Here is a 20,350-nt window from a genome sequence, read left to right on the forward strand (position 1 = left end):
TCAGTTGTTTAAACGCCACCGCCGGGGGGGCTACCGGTGGGGCCGCCAAGGGGGGGCGGTATTGGGGCACCCCCAGGACCCACACGCGTAACGCCAAACCGGCGCGGGCGCAAAACCTAGGGTTGGCCGCCCTCAACTTATATCTATGCTTCTAAGAAGTTTTTCTGCCGAATTTTTTGTGGGTATACACCAAAAATAAAATGACGCCTCCCAATAAGATGCCAAGGTTGAGCGGTAGTGACCAAGCGGGATCTGTTGCGTATGCGTGTACTTGTGTCCATAGCGTTTGATATAAAATACTCAGCATGCAGAGTTTGACAAAGAGCATCATCCAGCGCATGATGCGGACGTAATCCACGTGGTTTTCATCTGTGACGTACTCGGGGGTGTTACACGCGCTGGGAGGCACCAGTAAAAAAAGCAAGGTGATGAACCAGTACAGCCCGGCTGCCATGCAGGGCACAATCCAGATGCTCTCTTTGCCGCCCCATGCGTCCGCCGCACCTGCAATGCCAAAATGAGTGGGTATTTTGTTGGGAATCTTGTTCCAATATAATGGAAGTAGAATGAATGGCAGCGTAGCCAGCACGGCGAGCAGAATCTCACACACAAGTTGGAACCGGGTGAGGGGAAAGCGCTTTTTCATAATCTGTCACTCCCTGAGAAGTCGGTCGTTTTTTGCGTACAGCCATCAGTATAGAGCCTTTTCTTGCGTTGTCAAGCACTTGCTTGCAATTTTAAAAAAGATGGTTATAATGAGGGCGTGGACAGATGAAAATCGCTTGATACGGCGGTTGCGGCAAATTGGAAAGCGGGATGGACATGGATGCTTTGTCATGGTTTTGGCTGGGAATGAGCGCGTTTATATTGTTGATGCTTTGGGTGGTGCAACGCAGTGCCGCCTGCACGGATGGCAGTCTGCTGTTTGGCGTGACTTTGCCGGCGGGAGAGCTGTCCAGTCCTGCCGTGAAGGCTGTCCAAAAAGGGTATGATAAGCAGTGCGGGATACGGCTGGCGGCGGGCGCGGTATGCTGTCTGCCGATTGAGTTGCTTGGCGCATATCCTTCGGTACAAGTCGCGTATCTGTTCGCGTGGGTGGCTGCGTTGCTCTTTTTTGTGGTCATACGCCCGTATGCTCTGGCAAATCGTCGGCTGGCGGCCTGCAAGCAGGAATGCGGATGGATTACCGCGCCATCCGACGAACCGTATAAAAATGATGTCTACTGGAAACACGGGCTGTATTATTGCAACCCGCAAGACCCATCGTTCACCGTTCCGGGACGAATGCACAACGGGATGGCGTTCAATCTGGGCAATCCCAAGGCAAAAGCGACCTTTATTGTTCTTATGGCGGTGGCGGCGCTTATTTTGGTCGGTGTGCTGACGCCGCTGCCGATGCTCGATTTCAGCTCACCGCGCTTTTCCCTGCAAAAAGATGCATTGACCATTGATTGCCCGCTTTTTGGCACATCTGTGCCTCTGGCGCAAATGCAGTCGGTTTCGCTGACCGATGCCGTGCCGGATGACTCCTATCATACCAATGGCGGGGCTACATCCAACTGGGCACGAGGAACGTTCCGCGTTCATGGTGAAAAAGTGGTATTTTTCATTTATACGCGGCATCCGCCGTATATTGCCGTGAAAATGAAAGATGACACCTATCTGTTTTATAATGAAACGAATGCCGTGCGCACCCGTTCAGATTACACCGCTCTGCAAAGAGCAGTGCGCGGGGCGGGGCAGGGGACGTAACACCGGGTAGTTTGGTTTGCGTCGCGCATGGGCGGCGTGGTATACTACCATTAGAACGAAACCAAAGGATGAAATACATGTCTTTTATGAAGAAAAAAGAATCTGAAAAAATCCGCGTGTTGTTTGTGTTTGGTACGCGTCCGGAAGCGGTGAAAATGGCGCCGTTATACCGTACCCTGCAAAAAGATGCGCACTTTGAACCACTTTTGTGCGTGACCGCACAACACCGGCAAATGCTGGATGCTGTGCTGGACATCTTTCAGGTGCGGCCGGATTTTGACTTGGACATCATGAAGACTGCGCAGACACTATCTTATATCACTACTTCCGTCCTGACCGGCGTGGAGAATGTTTTAAAGGAGTGCAGGCCACACATCATGCTGGTGCATGGCGACACGACTACGACATTTGCCAGCGCATTGTCCGCATTTTATCAGAATGTACCGGTGGGGCATGTGGAAGCGGGTCTGCGTTCGTTTGATATGTTTTCACCGTTTCCGGAAGAACTGAATCGGCGGTTGGTCGCACCGATGGCGTCGGTGCATTTTTCACCTACGCCCGCCAATCGTGAGAACTTATTGTCTGAGCATATCCAAGCGCCGATCTTTGTCACCGGCAACACGGCAATCGATGCGCTTTCTTATACCGTGCGGGAGGATTACACCTTCAAATCCCCCGCTTTACAGAATATGCCGCAAACGGGCGACCGCATGATTCTGTTGACCGCACACCGGCGGGAAAATTTGGGGGCGCCGTTGCGTCAGATTTTTACGGCGGTGCGGCAGGTCGCGGAGGAGTTTCCGAAAGTACGTATCATTTATCCGGTACATCCCAACCCGGCTGTGCGCACACCCGCGTATGAGATGCTGGGCAGCCTCCCGAATGTACGGTTGTGCGACCCACTGGATGTGGACGATATGCACAATTTGATGTCCCGCGCTTATTTGGTGCTGACGGACAGCGGCGGATTGCAGGAAGAAGCACCCGCTCTTGGCCGCCCGGTTTTGGTGTTGCGTACTGAAACGGAGCGTCCGGAAGCGGTGCGCGCGGGCACGGTGAAAATGGCAGGCGTGGAAACGGCACGTATTTATACACTGACCAAAGAACTGCTGACTGATGCGTCGGCTTACGCACGTATGGCACACGCGGCCAATCCGTATGGCGATGGCCATGCATGTACGCGTATTGCACAGGCATTGCTGTATCTGTTTGGGTGCGGCGACAAGCCGACGGATTTTGTGCCGGAACCATAATGGTAGTAGGGATACGCGAACGAAATGTAGCGATTTAAAAGTCCCCCTCCGCTTGCCGGAGGGGGACTTTTGAATCGCTGGAAGAGTACGATAGGTCAGGGGGTTGTTTTCGGCGAGGCAAACCGCTCAATGATGGCCGCCGCGACACGTAGCCCATCCACGGCGGCACTCATGATGCCGCCTGCATACCCGGCGCCCTCACCCGCGGGATAGAGCCCATCAATGCCAAGTGCCATATAGGTTTCCCCGCGCGGAATACGCACGGGCGAAGATGTGCGGGTTTCCACCCCGGTCAGCACAGACTGCGGCGCAGAGAATCCATGCAGGCGCTTATCGAAGGCACGCAATCCGGTTTGCAGCAACTGCGTAACAGGAGGTGGTAAGAGCGTGTCCAACCGGGCAGGGGAAACACCTGCCGGATAAGAAGGAGAAACTTCCGCACCGGGCAATGCGGTCTGCCCGTTCAAAAAACCACCAACTGTTTGGCAGGGCGCGCGGAATCGTCCGCCGCCCGCCGCAAAAGCGGCTTGTTCCAAACACCGCTGAAACGCCACACCGTCCAGCGGAGCGGGAAACGCGTCTACTGAAGCGACCAGCGCAGCATTGGCGTTGCTTCCATCCCGTTTGAAGTTACTCATGCCGTTGGTCACCACGCCGCCCTGTTCCGAAGCTGCCGCCACAACTGTGCCGCCGGGACACATGCAGAAGGTATATACGGCCTTTGTTCCCTGCCGCAGGGAAAGCTGATATTCTCCTTTGGGCAGATGGGGATGCCCGGTATAGGAACCATAGAGCGCCCGATCAATCTGCTCTTGCAGATGCTCAATGCGCACACCCACCGAAAAGGGTTTGGGAATGACCTGCACCCCGTTTTGCAGCAGCATTTCAAAGGTATCCCGTGCGCTATGACCAGCCGCCAGAATCAGTGCACCGGTTTCCACGCATTCCTTGTCCGCACAGGCTTTTTCCAACCGCCCTGCTTGAAGATGGAGTCCAGTCAGTTGGGTGCCAAAGCGAATATCGCCGCCATGCTCCAGAATATCGGTACGGATGGCGCGCACAATACTGCGCAGCAGGTCAGTACCGATGTGCGGTTTTGCAAGGCGGGCAATGGACACGGGCGCACCAAACCGGACAAACAACTTGAGTACCTGTTCACACAGCGGATCGCCGATGCGGGTCGTCAGTTTGCCGTCGGAGAAAGTGCCGGCCCCGCCTTCGCCGAATTGCACATTGGACTGCGTGTTGAGTTCGCCGGTTTGCCAGAAATGGCGGACATCTTTAAAACGTTGTTCTACCGGTGCTCCGCGTTCCAAAATAAGAGGCTGATAACCATAATGTGCCAGCAGCCACCCGGCAAACATACCTGCCGGACCAAACCCTACGATGACGGGACGACCGCGCAAGTGTTCCGTACCAGGTTTGGGGGCGAATGGCGCGGTGTGCCGCCGGATGACATCGGGGGAAGCGGCGCGCTGTACGGCTACGGTTTCTTCCTCTTCTGTCAGATCAATTCCGACGGTATAGACCAGATGCGCTCGCTGGTGCCGCAAGTCGGGTGTGCATTTCACCACGTAAGCTTGCTCCTGTGCTGTACGGGGCAGCTTAGCGATGCGCAGAGCAGCTGTGAGTGCTTGCGCATCTTCGGCTTCTAAAGGAAGCCGGATATTGCGGACAATGACGGACATATTTCCTCCTGCTTATACAAAAAAGCGGTGGGATTGCCACCGCATACTGTGTGCATATGAATGAGCCCGAACCGGTCATTTTGTTTTGCTCACCTGAATGACAGCAGTGTAGCTGCCGGTTGTCCAGAACCCTGCCGGCGTATTGATTGTGACTGGCACCACATACTGTCCGGTGCCGTTTAACGCGGTGGACATATTGATTACAGCCGACACCTCAGGAGGCGTGGCCATCTGGGAAGCAGGCCCGTATAACTGGATATTGCTGATCTGCCTGGTGCGTAACTGCACACGGTAACCGGACGGTGTGTTGAGCACTTGGATATTCTGTGTGCTCAACATTTGTGTCAAGGTATCGAGCAGGTTGATATTGACCGTTGCACTGGCGGTGTTGTCCAGATTTTGCAATGTACCATTGAGCGTGATCGGCATGTTAATCTGATTGGTAAGCGACAATGTGAGGAAATCGACCGTACCCAGATTGATTTGGCTTAGCGTATTGATTTCCTTTGCGGTCCCTGCAATATGCAGCGATGATGGATCAATTGTATATTGCAGGTTCTTGGTATCGAATCCGATGGGGAGATTTTTGAAAGTTACTTTTAACGGCGTTGTGCTGGTTTTGAATACCGGTACGGTTACCATTACGGTGGAGGCGCTGAGCTTGACATGATCCAGATCCAGCGTGTCACCCGATGAACCGATCAATTTCAATTTGGTTTTTCCGTTATAGGTTGTGCTGGCTCCTTCGCCTAAATTGACTTCCGCGTGTACCTCGGATATCTGCGCGACCTCGGCGGACGGGCCAGAAATAACGACTTCTTTGGGAGATGTGGTAGCGGTCTCCATAACAAAACCATCGGCCACTTTGCTATTTTGTACTTTCACGGTTACCGGAAGCGTTTTGGAAGCAACCGTGTCAAATTGCATTCGAATTTGATCCGGAGAGACCGTGTTGATGTGTACCTGACTGTTGGGCGTTTTCAAAGCTGCGCTCAACTGCAAAGAGTAGCTGCCTGATTTTGTGACTGGTGTGACATCGGGGGTGACGGTAAAATAACTTGCATCCAGCTTGCCGATGATTGCACGTGGCCCGGATACGTTAATCGATACGTTCTGACTGAGTTTATCTACCAAGCCCAGTCCCGCATCAGCCAGAAAACCGCTTTTTGTATCAACGGTAACCGGTATGCCTGAGATGGTTCGCGTGTAGTTGGGACTGACACTGACGACCACGATGAACCAGATGGCAAATGCGGCGGCAACTGAAAAAATGCGCAAAAACAACACATTGTGCATCAGCCGATCTAAAAAACCTTTATCTTTCATTTTCGAAACACCTTAAATCCGGATGTGAACCCATTTTTTTTGGAGGCAGTCTCCGAAAGCAACCCTTTTTCCAACGCAATGCGCAGTGTGTCGGTCGTCAGGTTGCGCTTGATGATACCGCGTTCTACCAATGAGATGACCCCGGTTTCCTCAGAGACCACAACCACCAGCACATCGGCGCTTTCGCTGATTCCTAAAGCCGCTCGATGCCGGGTGCCCAGTTCGCGGCTGACTTCCTGGTTCTGTGAAAGAGGCAGAAAGCAACCCGCGGCAAACACCCGCCCAGAGCGGATGATCATAGCGCCGTCATGCAGCGGCGACTTGGGATAGAAAATATTTTCCACCAATTCAGCGCTGACATCCGCGTTGACCATCGTGCCGGTTTTGGCAATCTCGCCAAGCTTGGTGTTGCGTTCAAATAAGATCAGCGCACCGATGCGATTTTTTTGCAGCATGGCGGCGGCAGAACAGACAGCCGCAATTGCTTCTTTGGTATAAGTGTCTTCCTCTTTCCCGCCAAAACCGAAGTAGCGGAATTTATCCATCCCTGAGCTGCCCATATGTTCCAATACACTGCGAAGCTCAGGCTGAAAAAGCACAATGATGGCTACAAACCCAAACTGTACCACAGTGACGAGCAAAAACGACATGGCTTTCAAGTTGAGCCAAAGCGACAGATTATAGGCAATGACCAACAGCAAAAGACCTTTGACCAGCTGCTCCGCGCGTGTTTCACGGACAAGCTGGATGCCTTTATAAATGATAAAACCCACGAGCGCGATATCAATCGCATCCCAGATGGTAAAGGTTTTCATGACGCTGAAAAACGTCTGCAAACCGTTATAAATGATATTGATCAATTTGCGCACCCTTTATTTTGATGACAGGCGCATGTCGGTGCATGCAGCCAGCAATATGCTGTTTCAGTTGCAAGACGCCTTTGTTGAGGATGTTTTTTGAAAAACCGGATGTAAATCCGCAGAATCCGCACCAAAATACGTCTGCTTTATTGTAACATAAAATGCGGGCAAAAAAAAGCGGAGGAATGAAAACTTCCTCCACTGGATTGTCGGTCAATCGATATGCACAGCCGTCTCTTCCGTGTGGGGGGACAGCTCACTATGATGTTGTTGAGAGATGTGCTCATGGGGAAGCGTTTCTATGCGTTGAGGTGAAAATCCCATTTTCACCAGATAAATCTCTGCCGATTCATCAAAAGGAGTTTCTAAGATACTGTTTGTGATGGAAATGGGTATATGGCGGTTTCCAAGTTCGTATCCAATTAAAGCCGCCTGTTCAGCACTGTTCAAGCGGACGCGGAGTACCGCAACAGGTTGGACATGCACAGCCACAATCAACTGATCATCATTGTAAAGCACGTCACCATCATGCAGTATGGCGCCTTCCGGCTTGCGGATGCCAATGTTGCGGCCTGCTTTTGTGGATAGACGAAGGATGTGTTTGTCTGCATCGCACCAATCAATTTGGACGTAGTCAATCTCTCTGCCATTTTTTTCGAACTGGGACAGATTACCTTGTATGCCGGTTGAAAACATAGAGACATCCCTCCAGCTTATCTTATAGTGGAAACGGTGTGTATGGGGTTGGGTGAAATTGATTTTAACCCTGGCTGGATATGATATGCATATATAGAATCAATGCAGAAGTAAATCTTTCGTCACAGAATATGTAAAAACCGATCTCGGCTGACACTCCCCATGTTACTATATTCTATTATAAAACAATATTCCATCAAATTCAACAGATTTTATGGATGGATCAATCTAAAAATTGTCTATGCGCTGCAAAATATGTTGGCCAATAAAAGGTACAGTACTTGTCAATAGGAAAATCGAGATGAATAGGGTTCGGAATCTCTGCACTTTCAGAGCCTTCTTACTGTACAGGTGCGTCCATATACTGTAACATATGCCGTTTTGCTGTGTAGCTGTCCATTTTTTTGCCAAATTGGCTGGAGTGGAGCGACAGGCGCTTTGGATGCCATAAAACCGGCAGACACCGCCGCACGCGGCCGAATGTCGCGTGCGGCGGTGTCTGCTGTTTTTTTACAAACAAGACTCAGTATCGGATATGCCGGTCTTCGCAACGAATGATGCGGTTTACATGGTTATGTTTGGTGTGCAGCACAACAGGATGCTTCCACAGGTCATACAAATATTTCAAAGTTTCTTCCATATAGTCCGCCTGTAGTTCCCGCCCGTCGTAAACATGCTCCAGCGTCAGGGTTTTGTCTTTGCGAGACATGTCGATCACCCGGATATAGGGTATCGTGCCCATGCCGGTTGTGTCAGCCAGCATGTCACGTATTTTTTTCCATCCGATTTCGTCAGGAATTTCTTCTACAAAATAATCGGATGCCTGCTTGGCGTATTCAAATAAATGCAGCCGCTCGCAGAGTTCCCGCGTGAGGTATTTGCGGATGAAGGAGGCATCCCGTTCCAGCGCCCGCACTTCAAAAATTTTGTCCGTACCGTAACGTTCGGCAATATCCCGCAGCATTTCAAATCCCAGAAAATATGGGTTTAGTCCGCCGGGAATAGGCCGCACAACATCGTTGTGCCGTTTGATAAATTCCAGATGCAGGTCGGGCGGCAGATTCAAATTTTTCAAAGTGGTATAGTGCCAATAACTTGCCCATCCCTCGTTCATGATCTTGGTTTCAATCTGGGGGATGAAATAGGCGGCTTCTTCCCGCACGGCACTCAAAACGGTTTGCTGCCACTCTTCCAGATCGCCGTGCTCGATAATGAAAGTGAGCAGATCATCTTCCGGCTCAAGCGGTATTTTGCCGAGGTCGGGCTGCGGGACGGCGACGTGCGGCTCCAGAATGCTGCGCGGAACAGTCTGCTTATTGTATTGCTCAATGCGTTCCTGTCTGCAATCCGCGTTGCTTTTGCGTTTTTCACCAATTGTCCGCCCAATTTGCAGCTTGACCGCATGGGCAGCATTCAGCATCTCCTCAACTCTGGCATAGCCGATACCGGGGTCGTTGATATATCCCCGGATCATCATGGCGTGGCTGCGAAACAGATCCATAGTACGGTCGGCATCGGTTCCTTCCTTGAATAGCCGATTGTTTTTGAAAAAGTCGTTGTGACCGAACACGTGTGCCATGGTAAGAATTTGGAGCAGCAGGGTGTTGTCTCGGATGAGGTAGGCGATGCAGGGATTGGAGTTGATGACCATTTCATAAGGCAGACCAGACAAGTTGTATCGGTAGAGCGTCTTGATTTTCTCATAGGACTTGCCAAAGCTCCAGTGGGGGTAACGCGAGGGCATTCCCGTATAGGCCTCATAGCCGATCATCTCGTTGTAATCCACCAGTTCAAATTCCTGCGGGTAGTAGTCAAGCCCAGAGGCGCGTGAAAGCGTTTCAATTTTCGCATTCCAGTTTTCAAGGTCGGCCAGTGTGTACGGCAATTCATCCGCCCTCTTTCCGGTCTGATTGCAGCACGTTTTTAAACGTGGGCCAGACATCCTCTTTCTGTGAGATGCGCCCAAGTGCAAAATTCTGTTTCTTGATGCGGGAGGAATAAAGCCTGCGCATGGTGCTTTCGTAAGTGCCGGGCGAAATCTCGATATAGCCAAACAAATTGGAGATGTCACAGAGTGCTTTGGCGGCCTGAACGGCTCTTTCATTGTCGTCTGTCCAGTTGTCGCCGTCGCTTGCATGGAAGGCGTAGATGTTCCAATAGGTCGGGTTATATCGCTGCTCAATGAGTTCCAGCGCCAGCTTGTAGCCGCTGGACATATAGGTGCCGCCAGATTCCACCTTGTGAAAAAACTCCGCTTCGCTGACTTCTTTGGCAACTGTGGAGTGTGCGATGAATACTACATCTACATGGATGTAGCGCAGTTTGACAAAACGCACCATCAGAAAATAGAATGACCGTGCCAGATACTTTTTGGTTTGATCCATAGAGCCGGACGCATCCATGATGCAGAAGACCACCGCATTGGATTCACGTTTTTTGGTGACATGCATCCGGTAGTACTTGATATCGTCTTCCTTGAACGGGAAGCGGACAATCTTTTTCCGAACACCCTGTTCTGTCAATGCTCGTTTCATGCCTTGCTTGCGCTTGAGTTTCTCAATGACCGAGCGCTTTTTGGCGAGTCTTGGCGGAATGCCCTTGCTCTGGTAGCCGGATTTTTTGCGTGCGTGTTCCGTCCAGACCTCGGAGAGACGTTTGCGGTCAAGGTAGGGGAGATGCAGATCCTCAAACAGGTAGCTAATGATTTCTTCAATCGTCAGCTCTGTTTCGTAGATGTCTTCTCCCTCTTCGCTGCCGGCTTTTCCGGTGCCGTTTCTCTGGCCGGATTTGTCGCTGCCAACTTTGTCGCCCCGCTTCTCGGAGCCGCTTCCGCTCCCCACACCTTTGCCGCCCCCGCCGCCGTAGATAAATTCATATTCTTTCATGCCGCGGATGGGGATCTTGATCTTGCGGTTTTTACTTTGCCCGATGATGGCTTCTTCTGAAAGGATGTCGGGCAGATTTTTCTTGATGGAATCCTCCACAAGTTGACGGTGGCGGCGGCGGTCTTCGGCTGCACGGTCATGGTGTAACGGGTTGGATTCTCTGAAAACAGCCATACCCTCAATCCCTCCACAGATTGTTTGCGGCATATTTCAGAATGACATCACAGCACTGGTCGCAGTACCCATTGGCTTTTAGCTGCTCGACCATCGCGTTGTATTTTTCGCTCTGCTCGTTGTCGCGGATTTTTGATTTGGTAATGATGCGTGAGAGTTCGCGGACCGATTCGGTTAACTTTTTCTCAATGGCGTCTTTCAAAGGTTCATAGCAGGTGTAGGTGATGGTTTCGCCCTTGCGCATTAGGTAGAACATGTAGGAGGTGACATCCTGCCGAAATCCTTTGGCAGAGCTTTCCGAAATGCCGATGTGTTCCTCGATGGAGCGCAGAAATTTTTCGTCCGGGTCGAGGATTTCTCCCGTGGCCGCGTCTTTGATTTTTGTTTTGTTGACAAAGGCTTCCGCATGGTCCAGATAGTTGTTGAACAGGCTTTCCGCCTGGTCTTTGAAACTGTGGATAAACGCTTTGGTAATCTCTTTTTCCAGTACCTTGTGGTATTCTTTGCGTACGGTGTCCTGCAAGAGAGTGAGATAGCGTTTTTTGTCATCCTCATTGATATCAAGGTCTTTGACCGACTTAAAGATGCTTTCCATCACATCAATCGGGTTGATGCAGTCATGCTCGGAGTCGGTCAGTGCATTGTCGATGGCTTTGATGATGAAGCGTGTGGAAACACCGGACAGTCCTTCGCGCCGCCCTGCTTCCTCCCGCAGCTCACTGATGTCGATGCGCATGGTCGTGCCTTTTTCCACGATCTCCTCGCCGTTGTAGATTTTCAGTTTGATTAGGGGATCAACTTTGGCGGATGGGGTGAGCCGCGTGAGGATGGCGAACATTGAGGCCACCTCGATGGTGTGCGGCGCAATGTGCGCGTGAAACCGGCTTTTTTTAAGGATTTTATCGTAAATTTTGGATTCCTCGTTCAACTCAAGGCAGTAGGGGACTTCCACCTTGACAATGCGGTCAAGGATGGCTTCATTCGTGTGGTCGGATTTGAAGCGGTTCCATTCGGATTCGTTGGAATGTGCGAGAATGATGCCGTCGAAATAGATCATCGGTCCCTTGCCGGGAGAGGGAATGGATTTTTCCTGTGTTGCCGTAATGAGGGTGTGCAGGTATTCCACATCATTCTTGAACACCTCAATAAATTCAACGATGCCGCGGTTGCCTACATCGAACGCACCGTTGAGGGATAAAGCGCGCGGGTCGTCTTCCGCATAGAGATCGAGTTTGGAAATATCGACGCTACCGGTCAGCACGGAGGTGTCCTGGTTATTGGGGTCCACCGGCGGCACCACACCCACACCCTTGCGCGCGCGGATGGAAAAGTCCGATGTGACCACGGGAAATTTTTCATATTCCCCGTGATATTCCTCTTTGAGCCGGTATCGGCAGACAGGGCAGAGATCGCCTTCGATCTTCACGCCGAGCAGTTCCTCAAATCGTGGGCGCAAATGTTTGGGGATGAGATGCAATGGGTCTTCCCGCATAGGGCAGCCTTTGAGCGCGTAAATCGGATCGCATGCTTCCAGTGCCTGCTTGAGCGCTTCCACCAGAGAGGATTTACCAGAGCCGACAGGCCCGACCAGATATAAGACCTGTCTGGATTCCTCACCTTGCATGGATGCGGAATAAAAGTAATTGACGATTTTCATGATGGTTTTGTCGATGCCGAAGAAATCCTCTTTGAAGAAGTTGTACCGTTTGACGGCCTCATTGCCATATAGCTTTTTGACACGGGTGTTTTCCTCAGGTTGGATGGTCTCGACACCTTTGCTTATAATGACATCGTACATGCGTTTGTGCGCGAGCTTTGCTATGTCGGGGTTTTGTGCGACTATATGCAAATACTCCAGTAATGTACCCTCAAAGTTTTGCTTTTTTCGGCTGGCACGGTCTTCCTCAAGCAATTCGCTAAAATCCATGGAATCCTCCCTTGTTTCATGACACGGATGAAGATACTGTAAATGCTACAGTATATGAATCATTTCGGAATGTTACAACCGCAATTTTCGACATTCGGGAGGGGGAACGCGGTACAATGCCGCTCCGGAGGTGTTTGCAAAAAAATAAAACAGTGTCCCGAAAGACGCTGTTTTAAGAAAGGATACTGTATGACAGAGGCCTGTTGTATCTCTGTCAGGTGATGGATGCATGGTAAATGGACTGGATGGAGTCGGACAACAGCTTGTCAAAAGCTTCGTCCGTTTGCTGTGCAGTCAGTCCCTGTGCCAGCGCACGCGAAAAGCTGGCGATCAGTCCATGGTTACGCGCCAACTTCTCGTTTGCTTCATTTTGCGTATAGCCGCCGGAAAGTGCCACCACCCGCACGACATGCTCATTTTTCATCAGGTCGCTGTAAAAATCGTCCTGTGTGGGGATGGAAAGTTTCAACATCACTTTTACATCCGGATTCAGAGCGGTCAATTGGGCGAGGATCTCTTTCTTCAAAAGTTCCTCGGAGTGTTGTTTGTCCGCGCTGTGGATATCCACCTCGGGTTCGATAATGGGAACCAGCCCGGCGGCAAAGATCTGTTTGCCGAGATCGAATTGCTGTGCGACGATTTGACGGATGCCCTTTGCGTTTGCCTCTTTGATCAGCGAACGCATCTTGGTGCCAAAAATATGCTTTTCGACGGCCTTTTTCAGCAGCTTATCCAGACCTTGGATAGGTTTCATAAGCTGCACGCCGTTTGCCTGTGTGTCCAGCCCTTTATCGACCTTTAAAAAGGAAACGATACCCTTTTGCTTCCAGAGAAAATCAGCGGTAAATGCGCCGTCAATGGTGCGGTCCATCGTGTTTTCAAATAAAATGGCACCTAAAATATGTTCCGCGCTGAACGCGGGGCTCTTGATGATGCGGGTCCGCATGGCGTGTACCAATTGGAACATCTCTTCGTCCGTATGGTAGCTGCTTGTATCAATGCCGTATTGCAGGAGAGCTTTGGGTGTACTTCCGCCGCTTTGATCCAATGCAGCGATAAACCCTTTGCCGGTTTGGATGCGATTAAGTTGTTCTTGATTCATGATAGTTTCCCTCCTATGTCTGAACATAATGCTGTTCATTATTATTATAACACGTTTATGGCTGAAAAACGGATTCCTTCGTTCTTTCTTGAGAAAGAACGAAGGAACCTCTGAACAAACGGCTGGAAAAGAGCAATACTTGTTGTTTTTTCTTTCAGGAATAGCAGGAGAAAAATTGTTCATGCCCTCTTGTCCGCCTACATACCATTTATCAATACCGCGTATAGATGCGCGGAGGCGAAAATGAGGGTGATGCCAATGGGGCTGAAAAAAGTGAATCGGGTGTTTGGCGGCAAGTGCCATGAAAAAGCACAACCGACAGAGAAGAAGGGTCGATTTCATCTGCAAGTGCTCAACATTGCGGTTTTTGTACTGTGCGCGGTGTTGATTGGTTCTCTGGTCCTGACCCATACGCGGGCAGGCGGGATGCTGTTGGCGCATTTCAACCAAACAGGTTCATCTTCCGGTGTGCTCTCGGTGCGGGATAAGCCGGGCGGCGGACAGCTTACGACCGAGCAGGCAGCGGCACGTATCCTGCCCGCAGTGGTGGGCATTGTGCAATATCAAAAGGGATCGTTGAGTGAAACCGGCGAGGGGTCCGGAATCCTTATGAGCGCGGATGGGCGCATCATCACCAACAATCATGTGGTGGAGGGCGCCAACCATTTGGATGTGGTTCTGCGCAATGGCAAACATTATACCGCGGCGCTGGTGGGAACTGATGCGCGCACCGATCTTGCTGTCGTGAAAATTAATGCGCAGAAACTGCCTTATGCCCAGTTTGGTGATTCAGAGCAGTGCAAAGTGGGTCAGCAGGTCATAGCGGTGGGTAACCCCTCCGGTTTGGAACTGGCTGGTTCCGTAACACAGGGCATTATTTCTGCTCTGAATCGAAATGTCGATGTGGGTAATGGGCCGATGAACCTCATCCAGACCGATGCCGCCATCAATCCCGGCAATTCCGGAGGGGCGTTGGTCAATATGTATGGGCAAGTCATTGGCATCAACTCTGCCAAGATTGCGCAAACCGGGTATGAGGGACTGGGTTTTTCCATTCCAATCTGCACGGCTCAACCGATCGTCGATTCTATTTTGCGGTATGGTTATGTAAAAGGACGCGTGAAATTCGGTCTGAACTGTCGGGAAATTGATACGGTCACTGCGCAGATTAACCATATCCCGCAGGGCATCTATATCGGATATGTGGAGCCGGGCAGCAGTGCCGAACAAAATGGCGTCAAGGCCGATGATATCATCACGGCTGTGGATGGTCAGACGGTCAAGACGACCGACGACCTGATCAATCTGCGCGACAAGCATAAGCCGGGGGAGACGCTGAAGCTGACGCTTTTCCGCAGAGGGGACGGGAAAACCTACCAGATTGCTGTTGCCTTGCTGGAAGACAAAGGCGCGGTGGCTGCCACCAATGGCGATTGGTGAAAAATTGCCCAATAGCTTCTCAAAGATTTTACAAAGTATTTGTATTTGGTCACACAAAGGGTGTATACTATAAAAAATAAGCAAGTTGAAATTGGTTGAGTGTGATAGTTGTCACATTCAAACAGACATCCAAGTGGTATACTATAAAAAACAATAACAGCAACTGCTTCACGGCCCCCTAAAGCTGGTTTAGGCATTGAAACGCAGTTGAAACAAATTTAAGGGAGTGTTCAAAATGGCAGCCATTGCAGTTACAAAAGACAATTTCAAAGAGGTCGTTTTACAGGAAGAAAAACCAGTGCTGGTTGATTTTTGGGCGACATGGTGCGGCCCGTGCAGGATGGTTTCTCCCATTGTAGAGGAACTTTCTGAGGAACTGAGCGACTCCATCAAGGTTGCCAAGGTCAACGTGGATGAGGAACCGGAACTGGCGTCCCAATTTGGCGTGATGAGCATTCCCACGCTGGTGCTGGTCAAAGGCGGGGCGGTTGCCGCTACTTCTGTGGGTGCGAGACCCAAAGAGGACATTCGGCAGCAATTGGGGATTTAGGGCAACAGGTGCTTTTTAGAGCCGCGCGCTTCGCAGGACGAGGCACGCGGCTCTTGCTGTGCGTGGCTCTGTGGAAAGAAATGAGGTTCTGGTATGATGCAAAAAGAATGGACAACCTGTTTCCCATTTCTCAATCAAATGCCCGATGACGAACGCAGGCGTTTTTTGCAGTCTGCCGTTCCGCATCAGCTGTACGCAGGCGAAGTTGTGGTGCGGGAGCATTCCAAATGTGTGGGAGTGGTGTTTGTTCTCTCCGGAGAATTGAAGGTGTATAAGGTATCGGAAAGCGGAAGGGAAGTGGCGCTTTACAGCGTTTTTCCGGGTGAGGCCGCTTTGTTAACGGTGAATTGTATGGTGGCGCAGGAAACACCCGTGGCTGATGTGTCCTTGGCAGCTATGCAGGAAAGTCTGATTGCTATCATACCGAGCAGCGCATTTTTTTATCTCTACAGCGTCTCGCCACAGCTTCAACAGTTTATTTTTTCATGCATGTATAAAAAGTTCAACGCCATTATTGATTTGGTAGAAAAAATGACATTTAAAAATGTTAGTGAACGGCTGTATGAGTATATTCGGGAGAATACGGGGAGCGGGCGGATACCGCTTTACACGACACATGCGCAGTTGGCCGCACGGCTCGGCACGTCGCGTGAGGTTGTCACCAGGTGCCTGAAGAAAATGCAGCGGGCAGGGTTTCTTCAGACCGAGCGCGGAAAGATCTCATTGCTGGAAAAACCGGAACCGTGACAACGCACAGAAGAAAGGACAGGATATGATTGAACAAGCAGAACAAACGGTGACTGCCATCATTGTAGCGGCGGGCAACGGACGGCGCATGGGCGGAATTGCCAAGCCTTTTTTGCCGCTTTGCGGACGTCCGGTGCTCATGTACGCGCTGGAGGCATTTGCACAGTGTCCCCTCATTACCGAGATTGTGCTGGTAACGCGCCCCAACGAGATGGCGGAAGCTGAGCGGATTGCAGAGGGGTGTGAAAAAATGGTCGGCACAGTTGCAGGCGGTTCTACCCGGCAGCTTTCAGTGCGCGCGGGGATGGCGTTGGCATCCGGTACGTATCTTGCTATTCATGACGGCGCACGACCGCTTGTCACACCTGCCTGTATTGAGCGGGCAGTGCGCGCCGCGTTCGATTGCGGTGCGTCGGCGGCTGCCGTGAAAGTAAAGGATACCGTTAAAGTGACCGACGACTGGGGTTATGTGATGCAAACACCTGAGCGTGCGCGCCTTTGGGCCGTGCAGACGCCGCAGGTCTTTCGAACATCGCTGCTGGCGCGTGCGTTCGATGCCGCCGAGACAGCGGGTGCAGATTATACAGATGACTGCCAATTGGTGGAGGCTATCGGCGGAAAGGTACGGCTGGTGGAAGGAGATTATGCCAATTTGAAGATCACCACACCGGAGGACATGGACGCGGCAACGGCGCTCCTGCGCAAAAGAAAGGCAAACGCATGAGGATTGGACACGGGTATGACGCACATCGTTTTGCAGACGGACGCAGGCTGCTGTTGGGCGGTGTTGAGATTCCCTATGCCCAGGGACTGGATGGGCATTCGGACGCGGATGTGCTGGTACATGCTATTATGGACGCACTGCTGGGCGCTGCGGCATTGGGGGATATCGGTCAATTGTTCCCCGACACGGACAAGCGATTTAAAGATGCGGACAGTCTGCTGCTGCTGCGCGAGGTATGCGTGCGGATTGCGGGCGAGGGGTTTTCCGTTGGCAATATTGATGCGACTGTGATCGCACAGGCCCCTAAACTTGCGGCATACATCCTCCAAATGCGCAAAAACATCGCGCAGGTCTGCGGTGTGGATACGGGTGCTGTCAATATCAAGGCCACCACTGAGGAACATATGGGATTTACCGGACGGCTGGAAGGTATCAGCACACATGCGGTTTGTTTGCTGCGCGAGCGGTGAGTGCCGGCGGACTGGGCTTAAATTGTAATCGTATATCCGGACAAACATAATGACCATCATGTAGTCTCATGCATACACTGATAGTACCGAACAATCACGCACCCCGGCAAGAGGTGCATCCTGTTCGGCTACTATTTTTTTGACGGCTCCGGTATTCCGCTGCCGCTGAAACCGTGAGGTGAAAGGCATGGGCGGCTATGTCGTCGTCAGTTCCATCACGTATGCATATAAGGGCCGGGATATACTCGAACGGAAAGGCTGCCGGGTGCGAGTGGAACGCGCGCCCAAGGAGATTTCCAGCTGTGGCTGTCACTTTCTGCTTATGATTCGGAATTATCCGCTGCAACAGGCGGTAGCACTATTAGACGCGGCGCATGTGCGCATCATTAAATCAGGCGGTGATTATAATGATCTACTTTGACAATGCCGCCACCAGTTTTCCCAAACCCCCGCAGGTGGGCGCCGCCGTTTCGCGTTTCATCCGCGAGACGGGGGCAAATCCAGGACGCAGCGGGCACAAATTGTCCATGGAAGCGGCGGAAACGGTGTATGCCTGCCGAAAAGCAATTTCGTCTTATTTTCACGCGCCGGGAGTGGAATGCGTTTCGTTTACACTCAATGCCACATACGCAATCAATTTTGCTTTAAAGGGTGCGCTTGCCAGACGGGAGCGTGCAGCACATGTTGTCACATCCAACTTGGAACATAATGCCGTGATGCGTCCTCTGCACAAATTGCAGATACCGTATACGGCAGCAGTTGTAGATTTGGCGGACGATGTGCGTACTCTCCAGAATTTTGAAGCCGCTTTAAGGCCGGATACAGCACTGGTCGCCTGCACCCACGCGTCCAACTTGTGCGGCCGTGTTTTGCCAATTGCCGATATTGGCGCACTTTGCCATGAAAAAGGCATCCCGTTTTTGGTGGATGCTTCGCAGTCTGCCGGAATGCTGCCAATCGACATGCAAGCCTGTCATATTGATTATCTTTGTATGCCCGGCCACAAGAGCCTGTATGGGCCGATGGGCACGGGCATCCTGATAGCCGTGAACGGCGAGGCATTGGAAACATTGATTGAAGGGGGAACAGGCAGCAATTCCGTCGATCTGGAACAACCCGCGCTCATGCCGGATCGGTTTGAAAGCGGCACGGTTAATGCACCGGGCATAGCCGGACTGCACGCGGGCGTCCGTTTTGCACGTGCAAGAGGACAAGAATCCTATGTGAAAGAAATGCGGATGGCGCGGATGTTATATGATGGTCTGCACCAGATTCCCGGGGTGCGCCTCTATACGCCGCGCCCCTTCAATAATGGGTATGTTCCGGTTGTTTCATTTAACATCGGAGAGCGGTCAAGTGTGGAAGTGACCGCCAAACTCGATAAGATGGGGTTTGCCTTGCGCGGAGGACTGCATTGTGCGCCAGTGGCACATCTGGCCTTTGGCACCATCAATCAGGGTATGGTGCGTGCCAGTATCGGTGCTTTCAATACACCGGATCATATTGCGGCATTGCTCTCAGCAGCCAAAAAAATAGCGGCTGAATAGGCAGTGCCTCTTGCGGAGGTATCCGCCATTGACAAACGGGATGGCTTTTGTTAAAATCAAACTGTTTCCATTTTTTATAAACAATATATTCAAGTTGTTAGTCAAAAACGATTTGGTTCTATATGCCAAAAAGTTGTATGAGTTTTCAGGGCCGTTCCGTGTACAGACGGTGCGGCTCTTTTCTGTGCACAATGCTGTGAAAAACAAAGAATCACCCGATGATCATATTGGCGTTGGGGGAAACAGGGGATCGAACATGCAGAATATCCATCAGGACTATGTGGAAGAAACCTATGACGAAAAAGGCTTGCTTAAAACATTCCGGGTCAACGTCCCGGAAACGTTTCATTTTGCTTACGATATTGTGGACAAGCTTGCCGAACTGGAACCGGACAAACGCGCGTTGGTGTGGTGTGATGAGTCCGGCAGAGAGGAAGAGTTTACGTTCGGACAATTGCGGGTGCTGAGTGAAAAGGCGGCCAATTTCTTTGCTTGTGCGGGCATCCAAAAGGGCGACATGGTCATGCTCATCCTTAAGCGCCATTATGAATACTGGATAGCCATGCTGGCACTGCATAAACTGGGTGCCGTAGCCATTCCCGCTACGGCACAGCTTACCAAAAAAGATCTTGCGTATCGGTTCAAAGCAGCATCGGTGAAAGCCATCCTCTGTACCGCGGATGGTGAGACCGCTGATTTTGTGGACAAGGCACAAAAAGAAGTGCCATCCATGGAGTTGAAAATAATTGCGCGCGGCACCCGTCCGGGTTGGCTGTCATTTGCGGAAGGCGTTGAACATGCGGATGGCTATTTTCCTCGTCCATCCGGTCATTCTGTTCATGACCCGCTTCTGATGTATTTTACATCCGGTACCACCGCCATGCCCAAGATGGTTCTGCATGACCATTCCTACCCGTTGGGGCATATTATTACCGCAAAACACTGGCAGTGCGTCAATCCAAACGGCTTACACTTGACCGTGGCGGAAACCGGTTGGGCAAAAGCCTCATGGGGTAAGATCTATGGGCAATGGATTATGGAAGCGCCTATCTTTGTCTATGATTTTGATAAATTCGATCCTGATAAGCTGCTTGGAAAAATTGAGAAATACCATATCACCACGTTTTGCGCGCCGCCGACGGTTTACCGCTTTTTCATCAAAGAGGGGATGGCCGGGCACGACCTTTCATCTATTGAACACGCGACCAT

Annotated in this window: 19 protein-coding genes; 10 read left to right on the forward strand and 9 right to left on the reverse strand. The window is 51.3% G+C overall.

The window, feature by feature from the left end:
- Positions 1 to 151 precede the first annotated feature (151 nt).
- Positions 152 to 646: a DUF1648 domain-containing protein gene (locus ABF463_RS07425; RefSeq protein ID WP_415532946.1), complete on the reverse strand. Its 495-nt coding sequence runs from the start codon at positions 644 to 646 to the stop codon at positions 152 to 154.
- 176 nt (positions 647 to 822) lie between these two features.
- On the opposite strand from ABF463_RS07425, the gene ABF463_RS07430 reads away from it, so the two are divergent.
- Together ABF463_RS07430 and wecB are read left to right on the forward strand one after the other, a co-directional pair.
- Positions 823 to 1,752, forward strand: coding sequence for a hypothetical protein (locus ABF463_RS07430; protein ID WP_415532947.1), 930 nt, complete (start codon positions 823 to 825; stop codon positions 1,750 to 1,752).
- A gap of 77 nt (positions 1,753 to 1,829) precedes the next feature.
- Positions 1,830 to 3,005 (forward strand): non-hydrolyzing UDP-N-acetylglucosamine 2-epimerase, encoded by a 1,176-nt coding sequence (wecB, locus tag ABF463_RS07435; protein ID WP_415532948.1) that lies wholly within the window; start codon positions 1,830 to 1,832, stop codon positions 3,003 to 3,005.
- 95 nt (positions 3,006 to 3,100) lie between these two features.
- Here the strand turns inward: wecB and ABF463_RS07440 are convergent, their stop codons facing one another.
- From ABF463_RS07440 to ABF463_RS07475, 8 genes are all read right to left on the reverse strand, one after another.
- Positions 3,101 to 4,693, reverse strand: a complete 1,593-nt coding sequence (locus ABF463_RS07440; protein WP_415532949.1) for an NAD(P)/FAD-dependent oxidoreductase — start codon at positions 4,691 to 4,693, stop codon at positions 3,101 to 3,103.
- Between the two features lie 75 nt (positions 4,694 to 4,768).
- Entirely contained in the window at positions 4,769 to 6,019 is a 1,251-nt protein-coding gene (locus ABF463_RS07445; protein WP_415532950.1) for a YbbR-like domain-containing protein, read from the reverse strand.
- Positions 6,016 to 6,879, reverse strand: a complete 864-nt coding sequence (gene cdaA / locus ABF463_RS07450) for a diadenylate cyclase CdaA (protein WP_415532951.1) — start codon at positions 6,877 to 6,879, stop codon at positions 6,016 to 6,018. Before cdaA ends, ABF463_RS07445 begins: the two co-directional genes overlap by 4 nt.
- Positions 6,880 to 7,092: 213 nt before the next feature.
- A complete protein-coding gene (locus ABF463_RS07455) occupies positions 7,093 to 7,575 on the reverse strand; it encodes an urease accessory protein UreE (RefSeq protein WP_415532952.1) in 483 nt (160 codons plus the stop codon).
- Between the two features lie 523 nt (positions 7,576 to 8,098).
- The gene (locus tag ABF463_RS07460) at positions 8,099 to 9,460 is read right to left on the reverse strand and encodes a SpoVR family protein (protein WP_415532953.1); all 1,362 of its coding nucleotides are present in this window, start codon (positions 9,458 to 9,460) and stop codon (positions 8,099 to 8,101) included.
- Position 9,461: 1 nt separating this feature from the next.
- The gene (gene yhbH / locus ABF463_RS07465; RefSeq protein ID WP_415532954.1) at positions 9,462 to 10,634 is read right to left on the reverse strand and encodes a sporulation protein YhbH; all 1,173 of its coding nucleotides are present in this window, start codon (positions 10,632 to 10,634) and stop codon (positions 9,462 to 9,464) included.
- 4 nt (positions 10,635 to 10,638) lie between these two features.
- Positions 10,639 to 12,561, reverse strand: a complete 1,923-nt coding sequence (locus ABF463_RS07470) for a PrkA family serine protein kinase (protein ID WP_415532955.1) — start codon at positions 12,559 to 12,561, stop codon at positions 10,639 to 10,641.
- Between the two features lie 214 nt (positions 12,562 to 12,775).
- Positions 12,776 to 13,663 (reverse strand): fructose bisphosphate aldolase, encoded by an 888-nt coding sequence (locus ABF463_RS07475; protein ID WP_415532956.1) that lies wholly within the window; start codon positions 13,661 to 13,663, stop codon positions 12,776 to 12,778.
- A 243-nt stretch (positions 13,664 to 13,906) separates the two neighbouring features.
- On the opposite strand from ABF463_RS07475, the gene ABF463_RS07480 reads away from it, so the two are divergent.
- From ABF463_RS07480 to ABF463_RS07515, 8 genes are all read left to right on the forward strand, one after another.
- Entirely contained in the window at positions 13,907 to 15,103 is a 1,197-nt protein-coding gene (locus ABF463_RS07480; RefSeq protein WP_415532957.1) for a S1C family serine protease, read from the forward strand.
- Positions 15,104 to 15,338: 235 nt separating this feature from the next.
- Positions 15,339 to 15,653 carry a thioredoxin gene (trxA, locus tag ABF463_RS07485; protein ID WP_415532958.1) on the forward strand — a complete coding sequence of 105 codons (315 nt, stop codon included), beginning with the start codon at positions 15,339 to 15,341 and terminating at the stop codon, positions 15,651 to 15,653.
- A gap of 93 nt (positions 15,654 to 15,746) precedes the next feature.
- Positions 15,747 to 16,400 (forward strand): Crp/Fnr family transcriptional regulator, encoded by a 654-nt coding sequence (locus tag ABF463_RS07490; RefSeq protein WP_415532959.1) that lies wholly within the window; start codon positions 15,747 to 15,749, stop codon positions 16,398 to 16,400.
- A 25-nt stretch (positions 16,401 to 16,425) separates the two neighbouring features.
- A complete protein-coding gene (gene ispD / locus ABF463_RS07495) occupies positions 16,426 to 17,124 on the forward strand; it encodes a 2-C-methyl-D-erythritol 4-phosphate cytidylyltransferase (RefSeq protein ID WP_415532960.1) in 699 nt (232 codons plus the stop codon).
- On the forward strand, positions 17,121 to 17,594 hold the full coding sequence (ispF, locus tag ABF463_RS07500; RefSeq protein ID WP_415532961.1) for a 2-C-methyl-D-erythritol 2,4-cyclodiphosphate synthase: 474 nt from the start codon (positions 17,121 to 17,123) through the stop codon (positions 17,592 to 17,594). The genes ispD and ispF overlap by 4 nt, the downstream gene beginning before the upstream one ends.
- Before the next feature lie 187 nt (positions 17,595 to 17,781).
- Positions 17,782 to 18,015: a putative Se/S carrier-like protein gene (locus ABF463_RS07505; protein WP_415532962.1), complete on the forward strand. Its 234-nt coding sequence runs from the start codon at positions 17,782 to 17,784 to the stop codon at positions 18,013 to 18,015.
- Positions 18,002 to 19,141 (forward strand): aminotransferase class V-fold PLP-dependent enzyme, encoded by a 1,140-nt coding sequence (locus ABF463_RS07510; protein WP_415532963.1) that lies wholly within the window; start codon positions 18,002 to 18,004, stop codon positions 19,139 to 19,141. Before ABF463_RS07505 ends, ABF463_RS07510 begins: the two co-directional genes overlap by 14 nt.
- 256 nt (positions 19,142 to 19,397) lie before the next feature.
- A partial coding sequence (locus tag ABF463_RS07515; protein ID WP_415532964.1) for an AMP-binding protein occupies positions 19,398 to 20,350 on the forward strand: 953 nt, incomplete at its 3' end.

The sequence above is a fragment of the Ethanoligenens sp. genome, assembly GCF_047718355.1.
Taxonomy (GTDB): Bacteria; Bacillota; Clostridia; order Oscillospirales; family Ethanoligenentaceae; genus Ethanoligenens.

Coding starts and splice junctions, on each gene's coding strand:
- ABF463_RS07455 (WP_415532952.1), bottom strand. CDS start 7,575: ATGTTTTCAACCGGCATACAAGGTAATCTGTCCCAGTTCGAAAAAAAT.
- ispF (WP_415532961.1), top strand. CDS start 17,121: ATGAGGATTGGACACGGGTATGACGCACATCGTTTTGCAGACGGACGC.
- wecB (WP_415532948.1), top strand. CDS start 1,830: ATGTCTTTTATGAAGAAAAAAGAATCTGAAAAAATCCGCGTGTTGTTT.
- ABF463_RS07425 (WP_415532946.1), bottom strand. CDS start 646: ATGAAAAAGCGCTTTCCCCTCACCCGGTTCCAACTTGTGTGTGAGATT.
- ABF463_RS07430 (WP_415532947.1), top strand. CDS start 823: ATGGATGCTTTGTCATGGTTTTGGCTGGGAATGAGCGCGTTTATATTG.
- ABF463_RS07505 (WP_415532962.1), top strand. CDS start 17,782: ATGGGCGGCTATGTCGTCGTCAGTTCCATCACGTATGCATATAAGGGC.
- ABF463_RS07445 (WP_415532950.1), bottom strand. CDS start 6,019: ATGAAAGATAAAGGTTTTTTAGATCGGCTGATGCACAATGTGTTGTTT.
- ABF463_RS07510 (WP_415532963.1), top strand. CDS start 18,002: ATGATCTACTTTGACAATGCCGCCACCAGTTTTCCCAAACCCCCGCAG.
- ABF463_RS07440 (WP_415532949.1), bottom strand. CDS start 4,693: ATGTCCGTCATTGTCCGCAATATCCGGCTTCCTTTAGAAGCCGAAGAT.
- ABF463_RS07480 (WP_415532957.1), top strand. CDS start 13,907: ATGAGGGTGATGCCAATGGGGCTGAAAAAAGTGAATCGGGTGTTTGGC.
- ABF463_RS07490 (WP_415532959.1), top strand. CDS start 15,747: ATGATGCAAAAAGAATGGACAACCTGTTTCCCATTTCTCAATCAAATG.
- ispD (WP_415532960.1), top strand. CDS start 16,426: ATGATTGAACAAGCAGAACAAACGGTGACTGCCATCATTGTAGCGGCG.
- ABF463_RS07470 (WP_415532955.1), bottom strand. CDS start 12,561: ATGGATTTTAGCGAATTGCTTGAGGAAGACCGTGCCAGCCGAAAAAAG.
- ABF463_RS07475 (WP_415532956.1), bottom strand. CDS start 13,663: ATGAATCAAGAACAACTTAATCGCATCCAAACCGGCAAAGGGTTTATC.
- trxA (WP_415532958.1), top strand. CDS start 15,339: ATGGCAGCCATTGCAGTTACAAAAGACAATTTCAAAGAGGTCGTTTTA.
- yhbH (WP_415532954.1), bottom strand. CDS start 10,634: ATGGCTGTTTTCAGAGAATCCAACCCGTTACACCATGACCGTGCAGCC.